Genomic DNA, 20,261 nt, shown 5'->3' with positions numbered 1-20,261 from the left:
CTACCCCTCTCTTTTTATGGACAATCCGCATTTCTCTACCGCTCTGAAAATCCCCTCATACCCTGTGCACCGGCAAATGTTCCCGCATAGTGCTTTCTCGGCCTCAGCCCTCGTTGGAGCAGGATTCGATTCCCACAACGCGGTTAAGGTTACAACCATGCCGGCGGTACAGTAGCCGCACTGCAATCCCCCCTCCTCTAACATCGCTTGTTGAATCGGATGCAGCTCTTCGCCTGCCGATATTCCCTCAATGGTCGTAATCTCCTTGCCCGATGCTTGATACGCCATCAGTAAACAGGAATTCACAGGTTGACCATCGAGCAGAATCATGCAAGCGCCGCAGCGCCCAATTTCACAAGAAACCTTGGTACCGGTCATTAGCAGATCATCCCGTAGAATGGCAGACATCCTTTTGGATGCAGGCACTGGGATCGAAACTGCCTTCCCGTTAATAGAGCAATCTAGCACAAACGATGTATTAATCACTGGCCTCCACCCCTTCTAACCAATCGATGGACTGCACGATGTCTTCTGGTGATATGGGCAACTTATTTACCCAGATGCCTGTCGCTTGCCGTACTGCAGCCGTAATGGCAGGAGCCAAGCCGACAGAACCGATTTCTCCAACGCCACGAGGGCCAAATGTATCTCCCTCTGGCAACGCTTCAATGGCCTCAACTTGAATGCGATGCGGGCTGTCGCTGAAAGTGGGAACAAGATAGGTGTCGAGATTATGCCTGACATATCGGCTATCTTTCATAACCGCATCCTCAGTCAACGTATAGCCCAAGGCCATGACACTGCCGCCCTCGATTTGTCCAAGGAAGCCCATCGGATTAATCACAGGACCTGCGGCGATGACGTGGTCGGTCTGCAGCACCTTGACCCGTCCGGTCAGCATATTGACTTCTACCTCTACGATAGCGGCCGCGTAAGAGTACAGGTAGTGCGCCCCGACTCGCCCTTCGGGCGTCGTCGGGTAGTCGAACTCCGTATGCGCGAGGATCGGCGTAGCTGCTGCCGCAGCAGCCTCCGCATACGTGACAACCGGCTCCCCCGATTCATCACCCTTGTGATGAATCCCGCCTACGCCGGTTGTGAGCTCTGCGGCCGGAACGCCGCAGAGCAGCGAAGCCTGCTCCAGCAGCGCCAGCACGAAGGCTGGCTTCAGCCGCTGGAGCGCGCGCCACATCATCGTGGTGGCGCGGGAGGCCGTGCTCGAACCGCTGCTCGGCACGCGGTCGGTATCGCCGATGACAATGCGGATGTCATCGGCGGCGCAGCCGAAGCAGTCCTGCAGCATCAACGTGAGTGCTGCATAGAGCCCTTGGCCGAACTCCTCGAAGCCGAAGGAGGCCTGGATCTTGCCCTCCGGCGTGAGCTCGATGCGGCCGCCGGAATGATCGGGGATGCCGAGGCCGAGCCCGGCACCGTGCATCACCAGCGCAGCGCCGACGCCACGGCGCAGCCACGGCTCTTGCTCTGACCCGAGTGCGCTGCTGGCGCGCTTCGCCAAGAGCGGCGACTCCAGCGCCTTCGCCCATACCTGGGCGGCGCCTTCGGTGGCCACGATCTGCTGGCCCATCGGGCCCGGATCGGTTGGCTGGCGCAAGTTGAGCTTGCGCAGCTCCCACGCGTCCATGCCGAGCTTCTCGGCCAGGCGTTCGATTTGGCTCTCCACGGCGAAAATCACCTGATTGCCGCCAAAGCCTCGAAACTCACCGGATACACCGTTATTCGTGTAGACGCTCTTGCCTTCTACGTCGACATGCGAGATCGTGTAAGGTCCAATCGCATGCTCGGTTGCAAAATTCAGTACCTCACAGCCTAGTGTCGCGTACGCTCCTGTATCGGCAAGGATGCGAACTTGGTGCGCGATCAGCCTTCCGTGTGCATCTGTGCCTGTTTTCATCGTGATCCGCATCGGATGACGTTTAATGCCGGAGATGACGGATTCACGGCGGGAATTGTGCATTTTGATCGGCTTGCCTGTCTTTCGTGCCATTAATGCCCCGAAAGGCTGCACATTGAGCTCATCCTTCCCACCAAACGAACCGCCAATCGGACTAGAAACGACTCTGATTTGCTCTTCTGGGATGCCAAGGATTCGCGCTAACTGGAAGCGATCCTTGTAACCATGCTGGGTCGGCGAGTAAACGGTCAGCCTCCCATCAGCTTCAGGAATAAAGAGACCACCTTCGGTTTCCATATAGGTGTGCATTTGTCGAGGTGTGAAGTATGTCTCCTCTACGACGTGTGCACATGTTTCGAAAACTGTGTCAATATTCGTGTCCCCATGCTGTAAGGAGGTTTGATGAAGCAAATTCCCTTCAGGATGCAGCATAATCGTCCCCGCTTCCAGCGCGGTTTCTGGATCATCAACAAGTGGGAGCGGTTCATACACGACTTCAATGAGGCTTAGTGCATATTCCGCTAGTTCCTCCGTATCAGCCGCAACGGATGCCAACGCATCCCCGATATATCGAACACGATCCTGACAAAACACCGGCTGATGAGGAAAAGCAATTCCGAATAGGTTCAATCCTGGTACGTCGTCAGCTGTTAAGACCACGCGCACGCCGGGTAATTGTTTGGCTTTGCTTGTATCGATGGAAAGAATCCAAGCATGCGGATATTGACTCCGCAGCACTTTGCCGTGCAGCATGCCTGGCGCTGTTAAATCGGTGAGATAACGGAGCTCCCCTGTCACTTTCTCCTTGCCATCAGGTCTAATGATCCATTTCTTCGCGTTCCGATTAAGGAGCATAGGCTCCGCCCCCTTTGCGCATAGCTTTGAAACACTCCGAAATGATTAGATTCGCTGCCGTTTGTTTACGGTAAGCTACCCCGGCATAATCATCCGCCACAGCGTTGAAGTCAGCTATTACCCCTTTGTGGAGCATCTGCAAAGCCGCCTTGTTTAACGGTTTCCCTTTCATGCCCGCTTCCAGATCTGTAAACCTCGCAGGAACCGCGTTGCCGCCGCCAGCCGCTAAAGCGATGTTGCGAACCGTCCCATCCGCTTGAAGGGATAGCCTACCAGCGACGGTAACGACCGATGGCGTGAATGCCTCTCTGCGTCCAACCTTGAGGTAGAACTCATGGGTGCTCTCCTGCTCTTCTGCAGCATCTAGTTGGCCATCCCTCGACTTGGCATCCTCAGGGTTCTTGACGGTGTTCTCCGTGCCATCCCTGCTTTCCAATCCCCCTGTCGACACAATAATCCCCGTCATGATCTCATCAAGAGCTACTTGCGGAGCAGCCAGCCAATCTTTCAACGCAATCATCCGCTCGTTCTGTCCATCTGTACACGTAATCTGTGCATCCATCACAAGCAGTGCAGGAATTAGATCTCCTGTACGTGTCATCACATTGCCTCCGATCGAGGCTAAGTTCCGAATCGACGGGGCTGCAATCTCCGAACAAGCTTGCACGAGCAGTCCGCATTTCTGCTGAACCAGCTCATTTTTCATCAAATCTGCTATGCTAAGTGCAGGGCCTATATGAACTTGACCTTGGGAATTAACCGTTAATCCCGAGAGAACAAGAATTCGTCCAAGACTAATGAAATGCTGCGGCATCGGGGCGAGCCCATTTTCCCAGCGCGTGCGAAGCCAAGTGCCTCCAGCAACAAGAACAGCATCTTTACCCCATTTATGCTTCAATTGAATCGCTTCCTCCACACTTGTCGGTTGCCATACGGAAGGCTGCTGCTCGGGCAGCTGATGCATCGGAACTGACATATTCAACCCTCCTCAGAGATTCTGAATGACCACGTGCTCATTATGCGTTATGAGTTTGCCGCGAGAAGCCGGCTTGCTGCGTGGTTAGTGTGTTCGTTGCGCGCCATTTCCAAAATGTTGTGGAACATCGTTCCGATAAATTAGATCTACTATAAACAATATTCGAAAACAACGTCAACTAACATAACATCATTTTGTTTTTTTATATAAAAAAATAGCGCATCATTCGTATCAATGCACTCATTCGCTAATTTTATGTTACTTAATCTAACGTATTCTATGGTTTGTAGATCGTTTTTGCCTCTTCATATTGCTGGGCGGTATCAATATCCATAAATGTCAGCTCCGCCGCCTCGATGATCTGCCCGCGAAATGCAGGCAAATGGAACAGTGCTCGCGCGCCAGCATCACCTTCTAACGAAGCAATAGCTGACCACATTCTGCTCCCTAGAATGACTGGTGGCTTTGGGATCCCTTTATCGCCACTAGCAACATAATCGTACTCCACTCCCGCCTCGTAAGCATCAATCAACCCATCCAACATAACTGCCTCGATGAATGGCTGATCAGCCAGCATAACCATCGCACCTTCAGCCTCCAGCTCCTCTGCCGCTTGAATGCCCGTGCGAAGCGAGTGTGCCATGCCCAGACTAGCCTCTGGACACACCACAATTCGACATCTCGAGTTTTCGAGCTCATGACGAGCCTCTTCCGGCAACCACGTCAGCGTATCGCCTTCGCGTACAACGACAACCACCTGCTCGAACGCAGCGCAGCTTAGCGCTTTCAGCAAGGCAATACCTCCGAGACGAATACCTTCCGCCAACTCGAGGGACTGCTTCGCAGTCCCCATACGCCGACTGCTTCCAGCTGCCAAGTAGACGCCAACGATTTTTTTCTCCCCTGATCTCACCATCTTCTCCGGTTTCACCTTCTCCACCACTTTCACCATGAGCAAAAGCTCCCTACGTCCCGCCCATGAGCTAAGGACGCTGACCACACACCTGCTCCATGTTTGCCACGCTTGATCGCAATCAGCTCAGATACAATGCTAATCGCATTCTCGAACGCGCCTTCCGAGCCGATGTTTAAACCGATTGGCGCATGCAGCCAGTCGGGGCGCTCGAAACCTTCCAGCATTCTCGCCGTACGCTCCTTCGAGCCCATAATACCGAGATAGTGTAAGTGACAAGCCATAATGCCTCGGAAGAAGGCGATGTCCTTCTCGAACTGATGACTCATGATCACGACGTAGTCTCGCTCATTCAGCGCAAGCTTTTCGACTAACGATTCAGGAAAAGCGACCATCGTTTCTACCCCTGGAAACTGCTCTGCGTTGCAGAACGATTCACGCCAATCCGCGACCACCACACGAAAACCGCTGCTTGCTGCCATTTGTACGAGCGGGATCGCATCAGGATTCGCACCGAACACAATGACTCTTGGCTTTGGCATAAACAGCGTACTCGTCACTAAGCGAAACGGCTCTCTCACAGCAGAAGTTGCGGAAAGCCCTTCCTCTTCTATACCTGATCCCTGCAGCGCATATCTAATATCTGAATACCCATCGGCATAGGTGCGAATGAGCTCCACAACTGCACCATGATCTAATCTGTCTTTCACGACCAGCAGGTTAACCAGCAGCTCTCCAGCAAGTGGCTCAAGCAAAATACGGATCAACCCGCCGCACCCAATCGTCTCCCCCCAACCAAAATCATTGGCAGGCCTCATGTCGTATTCGACCAATTGCGGTTTCTGCGATTCCCATACGCCTGGCACGTAAGCAGCGAGATCACCTTCCAAACACCCCGGAGAAATACTCCCTACCGTGCTTCCATCTGCCATTAGCAGCATGACAGTTCCTTGCTTGCGATAAGCGTGACCTTCCACATGAATCACTGTCGCTAATACACGAGCTCCCGTATTATTTTCCACAGCTTGCAAAATGTCATAGGCCTCCATCGCTCATCGCTCCTTCTATTTATAATTGCTACCTGATACTTATCCCTTTCCTTTCACGCCTTGTGATCTCCCAGTTCTATCCTTGCTACCAGCCAATCGCCAACCCATCACCACGCGGATCCGCCGCCCCACTCATGAACCCCTGCTCATCAATGACAATGCCTTGCGCCTGCCCCATAATGCCGTCCCACGACTTCACGGGCTCCACGCGATGTCCCCATTGCTTGAGTTTTGTATATACCTCGGGTTCAAGCCGATGTTCCAGCTTCAACGCATCCCCATCTTCTCCCCAAGTACGTCCATATACCCAACGTGGAAGTGAAATGGCTTCTTGAATCGATAAACCGTAATCCAATACCCCCGTAAGTATCGAAAGCTGCGTCTGTGGCTGCCCTTCTCCACCTTGCGTACCGAACAGCATATAAGGCTTTCCGCCCTTACTTACCATGGCGGGCATCAATGTATGGAACGATCTTTTATGTGGCTCCAACACATTCGCACAGGCAGGATTAAGTGAGAAGAATGAGCCGCGATTTTGCATAATAATGCCTGTATCGCCAGGTACGTAAGCTGCCCCGAAATCGAAATAGAGACTTTGGATAAAAGATACCGAATTCCCCTCTTCATCTACAACAGCCGCATAGGCAGTGTCCTGACCAATCGCTGGTGAAAGATGTTCACTAACCTTCAATGGATTCGCCTGAATCTCACTCCAAAGCTCCTGCGCATACGATTTCGACAACAATCTTTCAAGCGGTATCTCTCTAAAATGTGGATCCGTTAAATAACGATCGCGGTCTTTGAACGCCTTCTTGATCACTTCCGACATCAGATGGTAAAAGTTCGCCGATGCTCTAGGCACAGCACTCATATCAACATGTTCTAACATATTCATCATCATGAGTGCTGTGAACCCTTGCGAGTTCGGCGGCATTTGATAAATGTCGTATCCACGATACGTCGTTGATAGGGGCTCCACCCATTCGCCCGCGAAGCTGCGGAAATCTTCCTCCGTAAGCAGCCCGCCATCCAGCTTCACGTTATCCACAATGGTCTGCATGAGCGAGCCCGAGTAGAACACATCTCTTCCTTCTTGCTGGATGAAACGCAGCGTTCTTGCCATGTCAGGCTGGATCAGCCGATCGCCTTCCTTCAGAAGCTCGCCATCTCGCATATACAAAGCACTCAGCTGCACAGAAGCCCGAATGAACGGCTCATCTTTACGCATCCAGAACAGTAAGTTACGGGAGATCGGGAACCCTTTTTCCGCATAGCCAATGGCTGCATTCAATAGGTTCGCCCAAGGAAGCTTGCCGTGCTTTTCCCACACTTGCCACCAAGCATCCACCATTCCCGGAACTGTTATTGCGCTTAAAATGCCGCGCTGTGGAATCTGATTCATCCCTTGCTCTTTATAAAAATCAGGTGTAGCCTTCGCAGCGGACTTCCCGCTTCCATTAAATCCGGTATAAGCGCCTGTTGCCGCCTCATGCATGAGGAAAAAAGCATCTCCCCCGAGCCCCGTCATATGCGGGTAAACGACACCTAGGGTCGCGCTAATGGCAATTGCTGCATCGAAGGCATTGCCGCCTTGCTGTAAAATCGCACTCCCCACGGAACTAGCCAAATAATGTGGCGTAGCAATCATGGCTCGCTCTGCTCGTGGCATGATGTTTAGCATGATTATTCCTCCCGTTTATGAGCATATACCGCTAGTGCAGCTTGCAGCGCCTTCCCGACAGATACATCCACACCATACCAATGAAGTGTTGCTTCGAGCGCCCCAAGGACATGGAGCACATTTTTCTGATTACAGCTAAAACCCATCGTGCCGATGCGCCAAATCTGTCCCTTCAACGGACCGAAGGAAGAGGCAATTTCAATGCCGAAGCTGTTCAGCAGCATGGATCGAACGTCTTCCCCATCAACCCCGCTGGGAATACGTATACAAGTTACTACTGGCAGCTTACACAGTGGATCACCATATAGCGTTAACCCCATCGCTTGCAAGCCAGCAACCAAAGCTGCTTCATGACGCTTATGGCGCGAGAATCGCTCTTCCAGTCCCTCCTGCAGCACAATGCGTAAACCTTCACGTAGTGCATATAACATCGTCGTAGCCTCTGTATGGTGATTTAACCGCTTTGGGCTCCAGTAATCCTGCAGCATGCCGAGATCGAAATAGTTACTCGCCACAGCTTTAACCGAGGAAATAGGAGCACCTTTCTCCCGCAATCCCCGTTCGATCGTTTTTCGGCGCATGACCTTCGCTTCGATACGATCGTTGTACGTAATCGGTGACATGCCTGATGGAACGGATAAACATTTTTGCGTGCCTCCAATCACCGCATCCAGCAGCCATTCGTCGGTTTTCACGGGAACACCGCCAATGGTGGCTACAGCGTCCACGACGAGAAGGGCGTCCACTTCTCGGCAGGCAGCCCCTATCCCATCGAACTTTTGGATACAGCCTGTCGACGTCTCACCGTGAACCATAGCCACAATGGTGGGCTTCTCCCGCTCAATGGCTGTAATGATGTCAATGGGATCGAACACGGCTCCCCATTCCTGCTCAATAATTGCCACTTCAGCCCCACAGCGCTCGGCAATTTCTACCAGTAAATTTCCAAACCGTCCGTAGATCGGAACGAGTACTTTATCTCCTGGCTCGATGATGCTTACCAGCACGGCCTCTATACCTGAACGGGAAGTCCCATCGATCGGGAACGCCCATTGATTATTCGTTTGGAATACGTCCCGAAGCATCTCCATCGTTTCATTCATAAGCTCGGTAAATTCGGGATCGAACTGCCCCAGAATGGGATACGACATCGCGCGCAGCACCCTAGGGTCAACCTCGACTGGACCTGGGGTCATAATCGTTCGAAGGGATGGTGATAAATCTTTATAAGTTCTCATCTGCTTTTCCCCCGTAGCCGTATTGATATAACACATGAACGAGTGTCTGAAAGCCGACAATAAGATCATCCGGCTTCGTGAACTCTTTGGGATTATGACTAATGCCTGCCCGACTTGGCACGAAAATCATGGCCGACGGACAGATCGGTCCGAATAGTTGAGCATCATGTCCCGCCCCGCTTGGCATGCGGATATGTTCGTAGCCATAGAAATCGCAGGCAGCCTCAATTTCTGCCGATATCCCGCTATCCATGGCCACTGGTAAGGCATTTAGATGTTCCACTGTATCTATATAAAGTTCTCTTCGCACGGCGATTTCCACAAACCGCGATATCAGCTCCGCACGAAAATCCTCAATCTTTCGCTTGTCAGTATGCCTAATATCCAACGTAAATTCGACCTCGCCTGGCACCACATTCGATGTTCCACGCTTCACTTCTAAGCGCCCTACGGTGGCTACCAAAGGTTCACCCTCCGCAAGTGCCATCTTCTCTGTTAGCGCGACCATTTCGGCGGCGGCAGCCAGCGCATCTTTGCGCATGGTCATTGGGGTCGTTCCCGCATGATTGGGTATCCCCGTAACGACGACAGTCATTCGAATTTGGCCAACAATGGCTGTTACAACACCAATCTGCTTCTCTTTAAACTCAAGGACTGCGCCTTGCTCAATATGAATTTCAATATATCCGCCTATATCATCACGTTTTGCTGGATGGAGCTGGCCTTGATCTATGTCAAAGCCCGCGCGCTCCATCGCCTCAAGTAACGTCACACCCTCTGGGTCAGCAAGGCCTGCGCCTTCAGCTAAGGAGAGTACTCCCGTCACATGACCGGACCCCCAATAAGCCAATGGAAACCGACTCCCCTCTTCCTCGCAAAAGGAGACCATCTCCAAGGTCCGTTTCGGTGCTCCGTATACGGCCTTCAAATAACCAAGCGCCATCATCGAAGCGATGACACCGTAGGCGCCATCGTATTTCCCACCGTTTTTGACCGTATCGATATGTGAACCTGTAAGCATCGGCTTTAATGATGGATTCGACCCTTGCAATTTACCGTACACATTGCCGATTTCATCAAAATCTGCCTTAAGGCCCATGCTTTGCATGTTGTCTATCAGTGCTAATTGCGCCTTAAGCCAAGGCTCTGCATACAAAAGTCGGGTCACACCGCCTTCCGGATCGGCGCCGAAGGTCGCTAACCACTCCAAAGCTAGCAGCATACGCTCCCCGTATTGAGCTAGCATTTCTTCCTGTGGGTGCCCTTTTATTTTAGCCATCTAGCCCGCCTCCGATCGATGCACTGTGACGCAACCAAGCTCCCTCTAACGCTGCTCCAACTCCCACGCCTCTTTCATACACGGTAACGCCTCGCAGAAAGGTTGCCTTCACGCTGCAGCCGAACGTTTTGCCCACATAAGGACTTTGCTTATGGCGATAGAGCAGGTCACTCTCTTGCAGCGTATAGCTTGCTGCCAAATCCACCAAAGCTAAATCCGCGTCAGCGTCTATGGCGATTTCTCCCTTGCGAGGATATAGCCCGAAGCGCTTAGCTGGCTCTAGCGCTAGCATACGAGCGAGCTCCGGCAGAGGAATTCCTCTGCGGAGATGACCTTCGTGCAACATGAGCTCAAGCGAGCTTTGCGCTCCCGAAATGCCGCCCCATGCTGCGAAGAAATCCCCTTGCTTCATGTGCTTGGGTGAAGGAGAGTGATCCGATGCGACGATGTCGAACCGACCTGCCTTCAGCTCTGCCCACAGACGAGTCTGATCTTCCGCTGTGCGGATCGGTGGCGCACATTTTGCAACAGGCCCGAGGCGTTCGACCTCCACGTCCGTTAGCGCCAAATAGTGCGGGCACGTTTCCACCGTAACGTCCATGCCCTCTGCCTTCGCCTCCGTAATGACCTGCACTGCTTCTGCGGAAGAGATATGTACGAAATGCAACTTACAGCCTGTCTGCTTCGCATAGCCTAGTGCACGGTTCACAGCTTCCAATTCAGCGGCAATTGGCCTTGTCGCGATGAAATCCAATGCGCTGCGCTTGCCTGCTTGTGCAGCCTCCGCAGCGAGCTTGGAGACAATGTTCTCGCTCTCAGCATGAAGAGCGAGCACCAAACCTAAGCGCGCAATTTCCTTCATGCCGTTAACTAACGTCTCATCATCCACTTCCGTGAAAATATCTTCTCCCTCTCCGCCTGGGCAGGACATGAAGGCTTTGAAACCAATCACGCCAGCTTGTGCCAGCCCTTCAAGCTCGCCTATATTGCCAGGAACGAGCCCGCCCCACAGGGCATAATCAACATGGGATTGCCCTTCGGCTGCGTCCAACTTTAGCTCTAAGGCACTGAGCCGAACAGTAGGCGGCACACCATTGAGCGGCATATCGATGTAGGTCGTGCATCCGCCAGCAGCTAGCGAGGCTGAGCCTGTGACGAAACCCTCCCAATGACCAAGAGCAGGTTCATTGAAATGAACATGAGCATCAATCATGCCCGGCAGGATCGTTAAGCCTTTTGCGTCATAAATAGGTGTCTGCTCCGAGACAACGAGGTTTTCGCCTAATGCTGCAATTTTGCCGTTCTGTATGCCAATATCTAGCTGTCGACACTCATCTTGCAGGACCACAGTCCCTTTGCGAATGATAAGATCCAATCGATTCATCCTACGAAACCCTCCCTCGAAGCTCTCTCTATTCAATTAACGATGACTTCTTTGCCTTAACTCCCGCGATACGTGTTATACCCCCACGGTGCAATTAATAAGGGAACGTGATAGTGGGAAGTGTTATCCGCAACACCGAAACGAATCGGTACTTGATCTAGAAATGCCGGCTCAGGGAGCTCCACACCCTTCCCTCTGAAGTAGTCACCTACATGGAAGAGAAGCTCATACGTCCCTTTTGTAAAATCATCCCCACTCAGCATCGGCCCTGGCAATCTGCCATCTGTGTTCGTAACGTCGGAACGAAGCATCTCTACCGCGCCCCCCTCAAGCCGAAATAAGTCGATTCTCACGCCAACCGCTGGTCGGCCGTTGCTTACATCCAGAACATGCGATGTGATTCCTACGCTCATAGGCCCTCCAGATCACGCTTTGTCATCGAAAAGCCTTGGAAACCATACGGCGGTCTAGGCTCTGTAAACACTTTGCCTTCCCCAACAGAAACTTCCTCTAGAATCGTTTCCCACGTCCGATTGTTGGACTCGAAGCGAATTTCTTTCAACTGCGGGAAGCGCAGTAACGAACGTTGCCCGATGCGATAGATGAGGTTTTGAATCGATGGCGAATGCTGCTCATGGAATACGGTATGCGCAATATCACGAATTTGCTCAGCGGCTACGTATCGCCCTAGATCAGCATCGAAAGCATCTTCAGCTGATTCATAGCTCCATGCGATGTCTAGGAATATAAACAGAGGGCGATCCGACGATTCTGGCAGTGTCGTGTACTCATCACGAACGAAACCAGCGAACGAGCTTCCTTTGACTTTGATCAGTTTTAGATCGGCTATGCCAGCAGAGTGATCTGCGAGGACAATATCGCCTGCAACGCGAACGAGCTCCACGAAAGCGCTTGGGTGCTCATTTTGTGAGTAGCGATATACCAAAGCTCCTGCTTCGAAGCCATTCGCGCCTGGTACCGGCAATGTTTCGAATGCCACCTGATCTGCACTCATTTTGATCCCCGTCATCCATGGATACTTTTCAAGGAAGAGCCGGCTCGCGAAAGCCAAAAACCCCTCTGCCGTAGCTCCTTCATACTCACCTGCTTTGCGTAAAATGAAGTTCTTCATCGAGTCCGTTGCCACAACGTTGGTGTTATCTCCCTCGCTAAATGATGTGAACAGCTTCTCTCCGCTCACCGCTACTTTAATGTTCATGCCGAACAGCACATTATCTCGCCCTGTGAAACCCGATTCCGGAATCAGCGTGATATTCGTGAGCGGCTTAGCATAGGAACGATAGACCCAAACATCACCTTTCCCGTAATACATGATTCTCTCTGCGCCTTTTGCTTGTTCCATCGCTTTCTCCTCCGTTTCATTCATCACGATATCTGCCAGGCGGAATCGCCCAATCTTACAAACCTCTTGTAGTGCGGTAAGCAGCTCCACTTCCGGAGTTCCTTGTATACGATGACGTAACGCCTCGCGTATTGTATCCTTGGTCTGACCCTTCACCGCCATGATAAAAGGGAACTCGAATCGGTCTGTGTACTGTTTATTTAAAGAAAGAAATTGTTCGTATTCTTCAGGGGTTAACTGGTTGAGACCGGCACCTGACTGCTCCTGAACCGAGTGATCGGTCATCCGGACGCGTGTACCCAGATCGGGATGAGCCCGAAGCAGCGCCAGCTGCTCTTCACGACTCGCTCGCTCTACCTCTTGTTCAAGGGCACTCATCATATCCTTGATTTCGGCGAACGGCCGAGATCCTGTAGCCCGTTCTGCCACCCAAGGCGAGTGTTCAAACAACGGACCAAACGCTACAATGAACGCTTCTTGACTCATGTCATTGACTTGCTTCCGTGTGATCTTCATAACCCCGACACCTCGATTTCTGCCTTAAATGCCATGCATTCTTTTCCAAGATTTGTTTCATTGTAATTGCGCCATCCCTATGGGTCAATTTATATGAAAGAAGTTTGTAATCTTTCATAACATCGTTAACTTTTTTTGTATTTTTGCTAAAATCGGCGGGCGGCGTGGCTTCTATCCCTTGTCCACACACATTAAGCGAACTGCTTGTCTACTCCACAATCAACCTCCTGCACAACTAGTTTTCTTTCTTCAGCTTCCACTCCTCAGCCCACTCCAACCTTCTACTTCCAACCTCCACTCCTCACCTCTATTCCCTACCTCCACTCCTCACCTCTACTCCCTACCTCCACTCTTCACCTCTACTCCCTACCTCCACTTCTCACCTTCTACACCTAACCTCCACTCCTCACCTCTATTCCCTACCTCCACTCCTCACCTCTACTCCCTACCTCCACGCTTCACCTCTACTCCCTACCTTCCACTCCTCTCCCAACCTCATCCGAATGTTGTATTTCATACAACATTCGAGCCCTTAAACAAGCTAAATCACTTCGCAAGTTGTATAACGTACAACATTATTCTTCAATTCGGTTCATTTCAGGTCAATTTCGCCGAAAATGTTGTGTACAGAATACAACCTCACCCCCTTTTCAGGGCAAAAACACCCAATCATGTTGTACAAAATACAACATTGAAGCCACGGAGCCCTCCACACAGCCCTCCGAAGAGCCGGCCCCTCCCCCACACATAACGCAAAAAAAGCCACCAGGACAACAAACATCCTGATGGCTCTCCTATCAATCCCAGTACCCGTCATGCGCAGCGACGGCCGCCCCCACAACCTCAGGAACAGGACCGATCACCTGGATCGGCTTGTTCCCTCTGGCAAAAACCTCCCGACACGGCAGCATCAACGTCGGATTCTGCTCATTATCTCCTGTCAGCCCTGCAAGCATGGCTTCCGACATGCCGAAGATCACGCGTCCCACGTTGCCCCAATAAATCGCTCCCGCGCACATCGCGCAGGGCTCCGTTGAGGTGTACAGCGTGCATGCCCACAACTCTTCCTTGCTGTATCGCTTGGAGGCTGCCTCCATGAGCATCGTTTCCGCGTGCCCCGTGCAATTCGATTCAGTAATCTCAACATTGCCATGCTCTAGCAGAATCTCGCCATCTGGCCCCACAAGCAACGAACCGAACGGCGTATTGCCAGCTTCTCTGGCCTGCAAAGAAAGCTCTACACATCTTTTTAAATATGGAATATGAACCTCAAATTCACTCATGATTTGTCCTCCTAATTTTTCTCCTGTTTTCCTAGTCGTCTCCCATAAACTAAAATCTCTGCTCCCGTATATAAGGCACACCAAGCGCCTCAGGCGCACCAGATGGCTTATTTTTATTCCGCCATCCGAGGAACATCAGCACCAGAATGGTGACGACGTATGGAATCATTTTCAGAAAATAAGAAGGAATATGGCTGCCGATTAGCTGCACACGGAACCCCAGACTATCCAACACGCCGAAGAAATACGCGCATACGAGGGCACGAATCGGATTCCACCTCGCAAAAATAATGAGCGCCACCGCAATCCAACCACGCCCGGAGGTCATCCCCTCGTTCCATGTCGGTGTATAAACAAGCAGCAAATCTGCCCCACCAATCCCGATCAGCATCGAACCCACGACAATGCAGCCGTAACGAATCGCGATCACAGGAGTCCCCATGACATCCGCCGTAGCCGGATTATCCCCGACTGCACGAAGATGAAGCCCTCATGATGTGCGATGGATGAACAAGTGCATAGCCAGTACGAGTACAAAACTTAACCATGTAAACAAATCCATATGGGCAAAAATTTGGCCAATCACCGGTACCGGCTCCAACCAAGGCATATCAAGCTTTGGCACCGCACCTACAAGTGGCTGACCACTCACAGGCTTACCTAAATATGCGCTTAGCCCCGCGCCGAATATCGTCATCGCCAAACCGCAGACAACTTGATTCGCATGCAGTGTTACGCACAAGAAACCATGAAGTACTCCGAGTACCCCACTTACCGCGAGCACACATAGAATAGCGAGTACTAAACTTCCTGTATGTATGAAAACGAGGCACGAAGTCACCGCACCCATTAACATCAAGCCCTCAGCGCCAAGCTGCATGATGCCGGATCTTTCGATCAAGATGCCGCCCAAAACGGCCAAAAGCAACGGTGTACCCGAAGAGATCGCCGAAACAATGATTTGTGTGATCGCATCCATCCCTTACACCCCCTTATTTAACCGTTCATTAACACCATTAACTAAAATTACTTTTCCCCCACTCCCCAACATTTCTCGCACCGATCCATCTCATCCCCAGTGCCCTCAACTATTGCGTCGAATACGGAATTTCCCCGCCATCCCTCCAGCAATGAGAAAGAACAGAATCGCTCCTTGAATCATCGAGGAAATAGAAGACGGAAGCCCGATCGTTTGCACACTATACCCGCCAACAATGAGCCCACCGAAGAGCACCGAAGCAACCACGAGCCCAATCGGATTCAGTTTCGCCAGCCAAGCCACAATAATAGCCGTGTACCCATACCCGGGAGAGATCCCATACATGAGACGGTGCGCTACGCCAGAGACTTCCCCCATGCCAGCAAGCCCCGCCAATCCGCCACTAATCACCATTACCAGCAGCACGTGTCTAGAAATACGAATGCCAGCATTTTTTGCCGCCTCACTATTGGCACCGATCAACCGCAGCTCATAGCCCCACCGCGTATACCGGACAACGAAGGCATAAATCAGCACAGCGACGATGGCAAAAATCAGCCCCACATGCAGCCGCGTCGTACCAAAGGTAGGTAAGGACTGCGCAGCAGTAAACATAGGAGATCCTGGGAAGTTAAAGCCTTTGGGATCTTTCCACGGTCCGAAAACCACATAGTTCAGCGCCAGCAACGCCACATAGTTTAACATCAACGAGGTAATGAGTTCGTTTACCTGAAAATAGTTCCGTGGTATCGCCGTCAGCAATCCCCAGAAGCCGCCAGCCACGATACCCGCAACCATCATAGCTGGAATCGAGAGGTACATCGGCAGATGTGGGAAATACACCGTAATCGCCGTCGCCGCCATCGCCCCTGCCACAAACTGGCCTTCCGCCCCGATGTTCCACACGGAGATGCGGTAGGCAATCGACACACCCAGCCCGCAAAGGAGCAAAGGTATCGCCTTCACCAACGTTTCCGTCAATCCAAAGGTGGAGCCGAAGGCCCCCTTCACCATTTTGCTGTAGACCATGAAGGGGTTCATCCCATTCAACGCTATAAAAATCCCACAAGCCACCAACGCCAAAGCGATGGCGATAATCGTTACCCACCAAGGACTGTTCGCCCCTGCGGGATCGATTTCCAAACGATATGGTAACCGAAACCCAGCTCCGCGTTTACTCGCTTTATTTTCGATCGGAATGCTGCCTGCTGTTCGTTGTTCGCTCATCCTGCATCCTCCTCCGACCCCGCCATCAGCATACCGATGTGCTCGCGGCTCGCCGCTTCCCTCGGCATATTCCCGACGATGCGCCCATCGTACATCACCAGAATACGGTCAGCTAGCCCCAGCACCTCATCCAAATCCTCCGAAATCAGCAAAACAGAGCGACCCTTGCTTCGCAAATCCTCCAGCAATTGATACACACCCTCCGACGCACCTACATCGAGTCCCTGTGTCGGATGCACCGCAATCATAAGCTTAGGACCCTGATCAATCTCCCTGGCAAAAAGCAGCTTCTGCTGATTCCCACCTGACATGAATTGAACAGGCGAATCGATTCCCGACGTTTTCACATCGAACATCTCGACTAACCGCTGAGACCAATTCCGATTGCTCCCTGTTCGCAGCAAACCAAATCGCGACCGTTCCGAGGAACGGTATGTTTTGAACAACAAATTATCCACCGAGTCCAAGCTCCCCGCAAGGCCGCTGCGCATCCTATTCTCCGGGACGTGCCCGATTCCAAGCTCAATCGCTCCCCGAACCGAACCATTCCGCATCATCTTTCCGTCAAAATGGACTTCCCCCTGCTTCCACATACGAAGCCCGGTCAGCACTTCCGCAAGCTCCTTCTGCCCGTTCCCCGAAACGCCTGCAACACCGACAATCTCCCCTTTATTTATCTCAAAATGAAGCCCATCCAGCGCCTTGCGTCCATGGTCCGCATAGACATCAAGCCCTTTGACCGTGAGCATCGGCTTGCCGGTCACTTTTGCTTTCAACTGAGCCCGGCTCGCTAAGCTCATCTCGCCCACCATCAACTGAGCAAGCTCACGCTCGCTCGTTTCCGATTTCGCCATCGTCGCAATCATCTTGCCCTTGCGCATGACCGAGATATGATCCGCCGCGAACATCACCTCTTTGAGCTTATGCGTCGTCATAATGACCGTTTTGCCTTCCTTCTTCATCCGGTTCAGCGTCTCAAAAAGCTGATCAACCTCTCCCGGTGTCAACACCGACGTTGGCTCATCTAGAATAATGAAGTCCGCTCCTCGATAGAGCGTCTTTACAATTTCCACTCGCTGCTGCTCGCCAACAGATAGCTGCCAGATGGGCCGATCTACGGGAAACAGCAGCCCAAAATGCTTCGAAATCGCCTCAATTTCCTCCGATTTCTTCGACAACCAGCCAGGGCCGCGCCAGAAAGAGCCAGCTTCCCCAAGCACAATATTCTCAGCAGCCGTCAGGGTCTGCACGAGGCGGAAGTTCTGAAACACCATGCCGATCCCCAGCTTCATCGCATCCTTCGGTGAGCGAATTCGCACCTGCTCGCCATGTATGTAAATCTCCCCACTCGTCGGCCGATATACGCCGGACAGCATGCACATCATCGTGCTCTTGCCCGCACCATTTTCGCCAAGCAGCGCATGAATCTCCCCAGACCTCGCTCTGAAATCCACCTCATCATTCGCCAGCACGGAACCGAACTGCTTGACGATTTGGACCATCTCGACAGCATCCTTCTCTTGTGTACGCACAGGTCCCCGACCTCCTTATTCCGTTAGACAAACCCTGATATGAGAAAACCTCAATCAAGGCCATTCATATATGAGCGACCGCGTTTATAAGTGGAGAGACTTTGGTCTCCGACCAAAGATCCCTATATATGGTAGGTTTTATCGCCAATTAGAAAGATATTTTCGGGAACCGAAAACATCTTTCTAATGTGGAGACAAAACAGCATCACCCAATAGGGATTTGCTGTTTCCAGATTCCGAGATCATCGATCAGTTTACGTCTATCCCTTCTCACATCACTATACGGTCCGCCTATCTTGGGCGTCAATAAACGTGACATCAAGTTTGGTGTCGTAACGAAAAGAGGCGCAAGCTTTGTGCTTAGCGCCAAAAATGTGTGAGATTAGATTACGTGGACAGAAAAATCCCCCCATATACGAACCCCGCAAGAATCACAAAAGCAGGGTGTACCTTACGCATTTGGATTAAATAAAAGGCCACCGCGGCGATTCCGATAAACTGTAGATACCCAATCGCTTTCGTAGACTCCACCCAGCTGCTCCAGGTGACCAGCACCATCATAATCGCAATAACGGGCTGCACCAGCAGCGTCATTCCTTTAATTACAGGGGATTGCTTGTATTTCTGCAACATATTCAGCAAAATAATCAGTGCTATTATGGACGGAACTACCGTTGCCGCCACCGCAATCAGCACGCCGATCCAACCGCCGATTTGATAGCCTACGTATGCGGCGATTTTCGTCGCAATCGGTCCTGGCAGCGCGTTCCCCAGCGCCAACATGTTGGAGAACTCACTGCTGTTCATCCAATTGTGATTCGTCACGATCTCTTGGAACATCAGCGGGATCGACGAAGGACCGCCGCCATAGCCAAATACATTGGCAAGAAAGAAACTAACGAGTAAATGCCACCAATCCATCATACGCCATCACCCTTGCCAAGCGTCTTCTTACTCTTCATCCACTTGTCCTTTAGCTTGTGATGGAAGGCCCCATATAGGAGGAACATGAATATCACGATAGCGGGGTGCACCGATAAAGGTTGTAGCAGCAAGAAGGCTATGATGAAAAAGGTAACCCCCGCCGGCCAGCCTAACCCTTTGATCGCCTTCTCACCAAACTCATACGCCATCACACCTAGCATGACCGCGACAATCGGCACTACAGCAGCAATCATCCCCTTAATCACATGCGACGTACTGAAAAAAGTAATAAATGAGTACAACCCCACCATCGCGACGCATGTAGGCAGAATATGTGCCAATAGTCCAATTACCGCCCCCCAGCCCCCTTTGAGCCGATACCCCAAATAACCTGCCAACTTCGTCGCAATCGGTCCCGGCAGCGTATTCGCAATCGCGAGCACCTCCATGAACTCCTCATCCTTCATCCATTTAAAACGCGTCACCGCTTCATACCGAATTAATGGCACAATCGACGGCCCGCCGCCATATCCCAAAATCCCTGTCCGAAACATCGCTGTACCTATCTGAACATAGGCGTTCTCCACTATGTATCACTCCCCTAAAAGTCAACTAAGCTTTATTGTATTATAAAATGAAGCCATTATTAGGATTCTTCATATATTTTTGTGAAAATGACAAAAATTCTTTGAATTCTTGGGGCTTGGCTTGAAGTCATTAACTACTCCACACCATTCACCCTCGACCATGCTCGCTCCTCCGTCGAACAAATGGATTTTGTACAGTTAATTTCGCTACAATTGCCAATATTATTAAACTAGATGGATTTTATGTAGTTAATTTTGGCTAGACTGGCTGAGATGGCGAGTTTGCCTGATATTAGCTGTAGCTCTTCCATCTAATCCAATTATTTCGAGCAAATTGCTGAAAATAACTGTAGGTTATACAGTTAGCACTTTCTTCAGGTGAATACTTCGGGGATGCAGGCGCAGGCATCCATGTATGTAAAAAAGAGCCTTACCTGGATTTCTCCAAGTAAGGCTCTCTCAATTGCTTGGCAACGTTCTACTCTCCCAGAACCCTGCGGTTCAAGTACCATCGACGCTGGAGGGCTTAACGGTCGTGTTCGAGATGGGAACGCGTGGGTCCC

At 51.5% G+C, this 20,261-nt stretch carries 16 protein-coding genes, 1 rRNA gene and 1 pseudogene; all 18 read right to left on the bottom strand.

The window, feature by feature from the left end; all coding sequences use genetic code 11:
• Nucleotides 1–486 (bottom strand): (2Fe-2S)-binding protein, encoded by a 486-nt coding sequence (locus tag L6I86_RS27655; protein WP_236291697.1) that lies wholly within the window; start codon nucleotides 484–486, stop codon nucleotides 1–3.
• Nucleotides 479–2,767: a xanthine dehydrogenase subunit D gene (gene pucD / locus L6I86_RS27650; RefSeq protein WP_236291695.1), complete on the bottom strand. Its 2,289-nt coding sequence runs from the start codon at nucleotides 2,765–2,767 to the stop codon at nucleotides 479–481. The genes L6I86_RS27655 and pucD overlap by 8 nt, the downstream gene beginning before the upstream one ends.
• On the bottom strand, nucleotides 2,757–3,743 hold the full coding sequence (locus tag L6I86_RS27645; RefSeq protein ID WP_236291694.1) for an FAD binding domain-containing protein: 987 nt from the start codon (nucleotides 3,741–3,743) through the stop codon (nucleotides 2,757–2,759). Before L6I86_RS27645 ends, pucD begins: the two co-directional genes overlap by 11 nt.
• A 277-nt stretch (nucleotides 3,744–4,020) precedes the next feature.
• Complete coding sequence (locus L6I86_RS27640) at nucleotides 4,021–4,695, bottom strand: nucleotidyltransferase family protein (protein ID WP_236291691.1); 675 nt, start codon at nucleotides 4,693–4,695, stop codon at nucleotides 4,021–4,023.
• Complete coding sequence (locus L6I86_RS27635; RefSeq protein WP_236291690.1) at nucleotides 4,689–5,705, bottom strand: XdhC family protein; 1,017 nt, start codon at nucleotides 5,703–5,705, stop codon at nucleotides 4,689–4,691. The genes L6I86_RS27640 and L6I86_RS27635 overlap by 7 nt, the downstream gene beginning before the upstream one ends.
• Nucleotides 5,706–5,790: 85 nt before the next feature.
• Complete coding sequence (gene ggt, locus L6I86_RS27630) at nucleotides 5,791–7,386, bottom strand: gamma-glutamyltransferase (protein ID WP_236291688.1); 1,596 nt, start codon at nucleotides 7,384–7,386, stop codon at nucleotides 5,791–5,793.
• Nucleotides 7,387–7,388: 2 nt separating this feature from the next.
• A complete protein-coding gene (locus L6I86_RS27625; protein ID WP_236291687.1) occupies nucleotides 7,389–8,624 on the bottom strand; it encodes a pyridoxal-phosphate-dependent aminotransferase family protein in 1,236 nt (411 codons plus the stop codon).
• Nucleotides 8,611–9,903, bottom strand: a complete 1,293-nt coding sequence (locus L6I86_RS27620; RefSeq protein WP_236291685.1) for a Zn-dependent hydrolase — start codon at nucleotides 9,901–9,903, stop codon at nucleotides 8,611–8,613. The genes L6I86_RS27625 and L6I86_RS27620 overlap by 14 nt, the downstream gene beginning before the upstream one ends.
• Nucleotides 9,896–11,287, bottom strand: a complete 1,392-nt coding sequence (gene allB / locus L6I86_RS27615) for an allantoinase AllB (protein ID WP_236291683.1) — start codon at nucleotides 11,285–11,287, stop codon at nucleotides 9,896–9,898. Before allB ends, L6I86_RS27620 begins: the two co-directional genes overlap by 8 nt.
• Nucleotides 11,288–11,343: 56 nt before the next feature.
• A complete protein-coding gene (uraH, locus tag L6I86_RS27610) occupies nucleotides 11,344–11,700 on the bottom strand; it encodes a hydroxyisourate hydrolase (RefSeq protein ID WP_236291682.1) in 357 nt (118 codons plus the stop codon).
• A complete protein-coding gene (pucL, locus tag L6I86_RS27605; protein WP_236291681.1) occupies nucleotides 11,697–13,166 on the bottom strand; it encodes a factor-independent urate hydroxylase in 1,470 nt (489 codons plus the stop codon). The genes uraH and pucL overlap by 4 nt, the downstream gene beginning before the upstream one ends.
• Nucleotides 13,167–13,963: 797 nt before the next feature.
• Nucleotides 13,964–14,449: a nucleoside deaminase gene (locus tag L6I86_RS27600; RefSeq protein WP_236291680.1), complete on the bottom strand. Its 486-nt coding sequence runs from the start codon at nucleotides 14,447–14,449 to the stop codon at nucleotides 13,964–13,966.
• 49 nt (nucleotides 14,450–14,498) lie between these two features.
• Nucleotides 14,499–15,428: pseudogene (locus tag L6I86_RS27595) on the bottom strand (ABC transporter permease).
• Nucleotides 15,429–15,533: 105 nt separating this feature from the next.
• A complete protein-coding gene (locus tag L6I86_RS27590; protein ID WP_236291679.1) occupies nucleotides 15,534–16,655 on the bottom strand; it encodes an ABC transporter permease in 1,122 nt (373 codons plus the stop codon).
• Entirely contained in the window at nucleotides 16,652–18,157 is a 1,506-nt protein-coding gene (locus L6I86_RS27585) for an ABC transporter ATP-binding protein (RefSeq protein WP_236291783.1), read from the bottom strand. Before L6I86_RS27585 ends, L6I86_RS27590 begins: the two co-directional genes overlap by 4 nt.
• Nucleotides 18,158–18,574: 417 nt before the next feature.
• Nucleotides 18,575–19,111, bottom strand: coding sequence for a chromate efflux transporter ChrA (locus L6I86_RS27580; protein WP_276574904.1), 537 nt, complete (start codon nucleotides 19,109–19,111; stop codon nucleotides 18,575–18,577).
• The gene (locus L6I86_RS27575; protein ID WP_276574903.1) at nucleotides 19,108–19,698 is read right to left on the bottom strand and encodes a chromate efflux transporter ChrB; all 591 of its coding nucleotides are present in this window, start codon (nucleotides 19,696–19,698) and stop codon (nucleotides 19,108–19,110) included. Before L6I86_RS27575 ends, L6I86_RS27580 begins: the two co-directional genes overlap by 4 nt.
• A gap of 465 nt (nucleotides 19,699–20,163) precedes the next feature.
• Nucleotides 20,164–20,261: ribosomal RNA gene (gene rrf / locus L6I86_RS27570) — 5S ribosomal RNA — on the bottom strand; the annotation flags it as partial.

Source organism: Paenibacillus allorhizoplanae (assembly GCF_927798215.1).
GTDB lineage: Bacteria > Bacillota > Bacilli > Paenibacillales > NBRC-103111 > Paenibacillus_E > Paenibacillus_E allorhizoplanae.
This window is presented reverse-complemented; position numbering and strand designations above follow the sequence as displayed.

Coding starts and splice junctions, on each gene's coding strand:
- L6I86_RS27620 (WP_236291685.1), bottom strand. CDS start 9,903: ATGGCTAAAATAAAAGGGCACCCACAGGAAGAAATGCTAGCTCAATAC.
- L6I86_RS27590 (WP_236291679.1), bottom strand. CDS start 16,655: ATGAGCGAACAACGAACAGCAGGCAGCATTCCGATCGAAAATAAAGCG.
- L6I86_RS27600 (WP_236291680.1), bottom strand. CDS start 14,449: ATGAGTGAATTTGAGGTTCATATTCCATATTTAAAAAGATGTGTAGAG.
- ggt (WP_236291688.1), bottom strand. CDS start 7,386: ATGCTAAACATCATGCCACGAGCAGAGCGAGCCATGATTGCTACGCCA.
- pucD (WP_236291695.1), bottom strand. CDS start 2,767: ATGCTCCTTAATCGGAACGCGAAGAAATGGATCATTAGACCTGATGGC.
- L6I86_RS27640 (WP_236291691.1), bottom strand. CDS start 4,695: ATGGTGAAAGTGGTGGAGAAGGTGAAACCGGAGAAGATGGTGAGATCA.
- allB (WP_236291683.1), bottom strand. CDS start 11,287: ATGAATCGATTGGATCTTATCATTCGCAAAGGGACTGTGGTCCTGCAA.
- uraH (WP_236291682.1), bottom strand. CDS start 11,700: ATGAGCGTAGGAATCACATCGCATGTTCTGGATGTAAGCAACGGCCGA.
- L6I86_RS27580 (WP_276574904.1), bottom strand. CDS start 19,111: ATGATGGATTGGTGGCATTTACTCGTTAGTTTCTTTCTTGCCAATGTA.
- L6I86_RS27645 (WP_236291694.1), bottom strand. CDS start 3,743: ATGTCAGTTCCGATGCATCAGCTGCCCGAGCAGCAGCCTTCCGTATGG.
- L6I86_RS27635 (WP_236291690.1), bottom strand. CDS start 5,705: ATGGAGGCCTATGACATTTTGCAAGCTGTGGAAAATAATACGGGAGCT.
- L6I86_RS27585 (WP_236291783.1), bottom strand. CDS start 18,157: ATGGTCCAAATCGTCAAGCAGTTCGGTTCCGTGCTGGCGAATGATGAG.
- pucL (WP_236291681.1), bottom strand. CDS start 13,166: ATGAAGATCACACGGAAGCAAGTCAATGACATGAGTCAAGAAGCGTTC.
- L6I86_RS27625 (WP_236291687.1), bottom strand. CDS start 8,624: ATGAGAACTTATAAAGATTTATCACCATCCCTTCGAACGATTATGACC.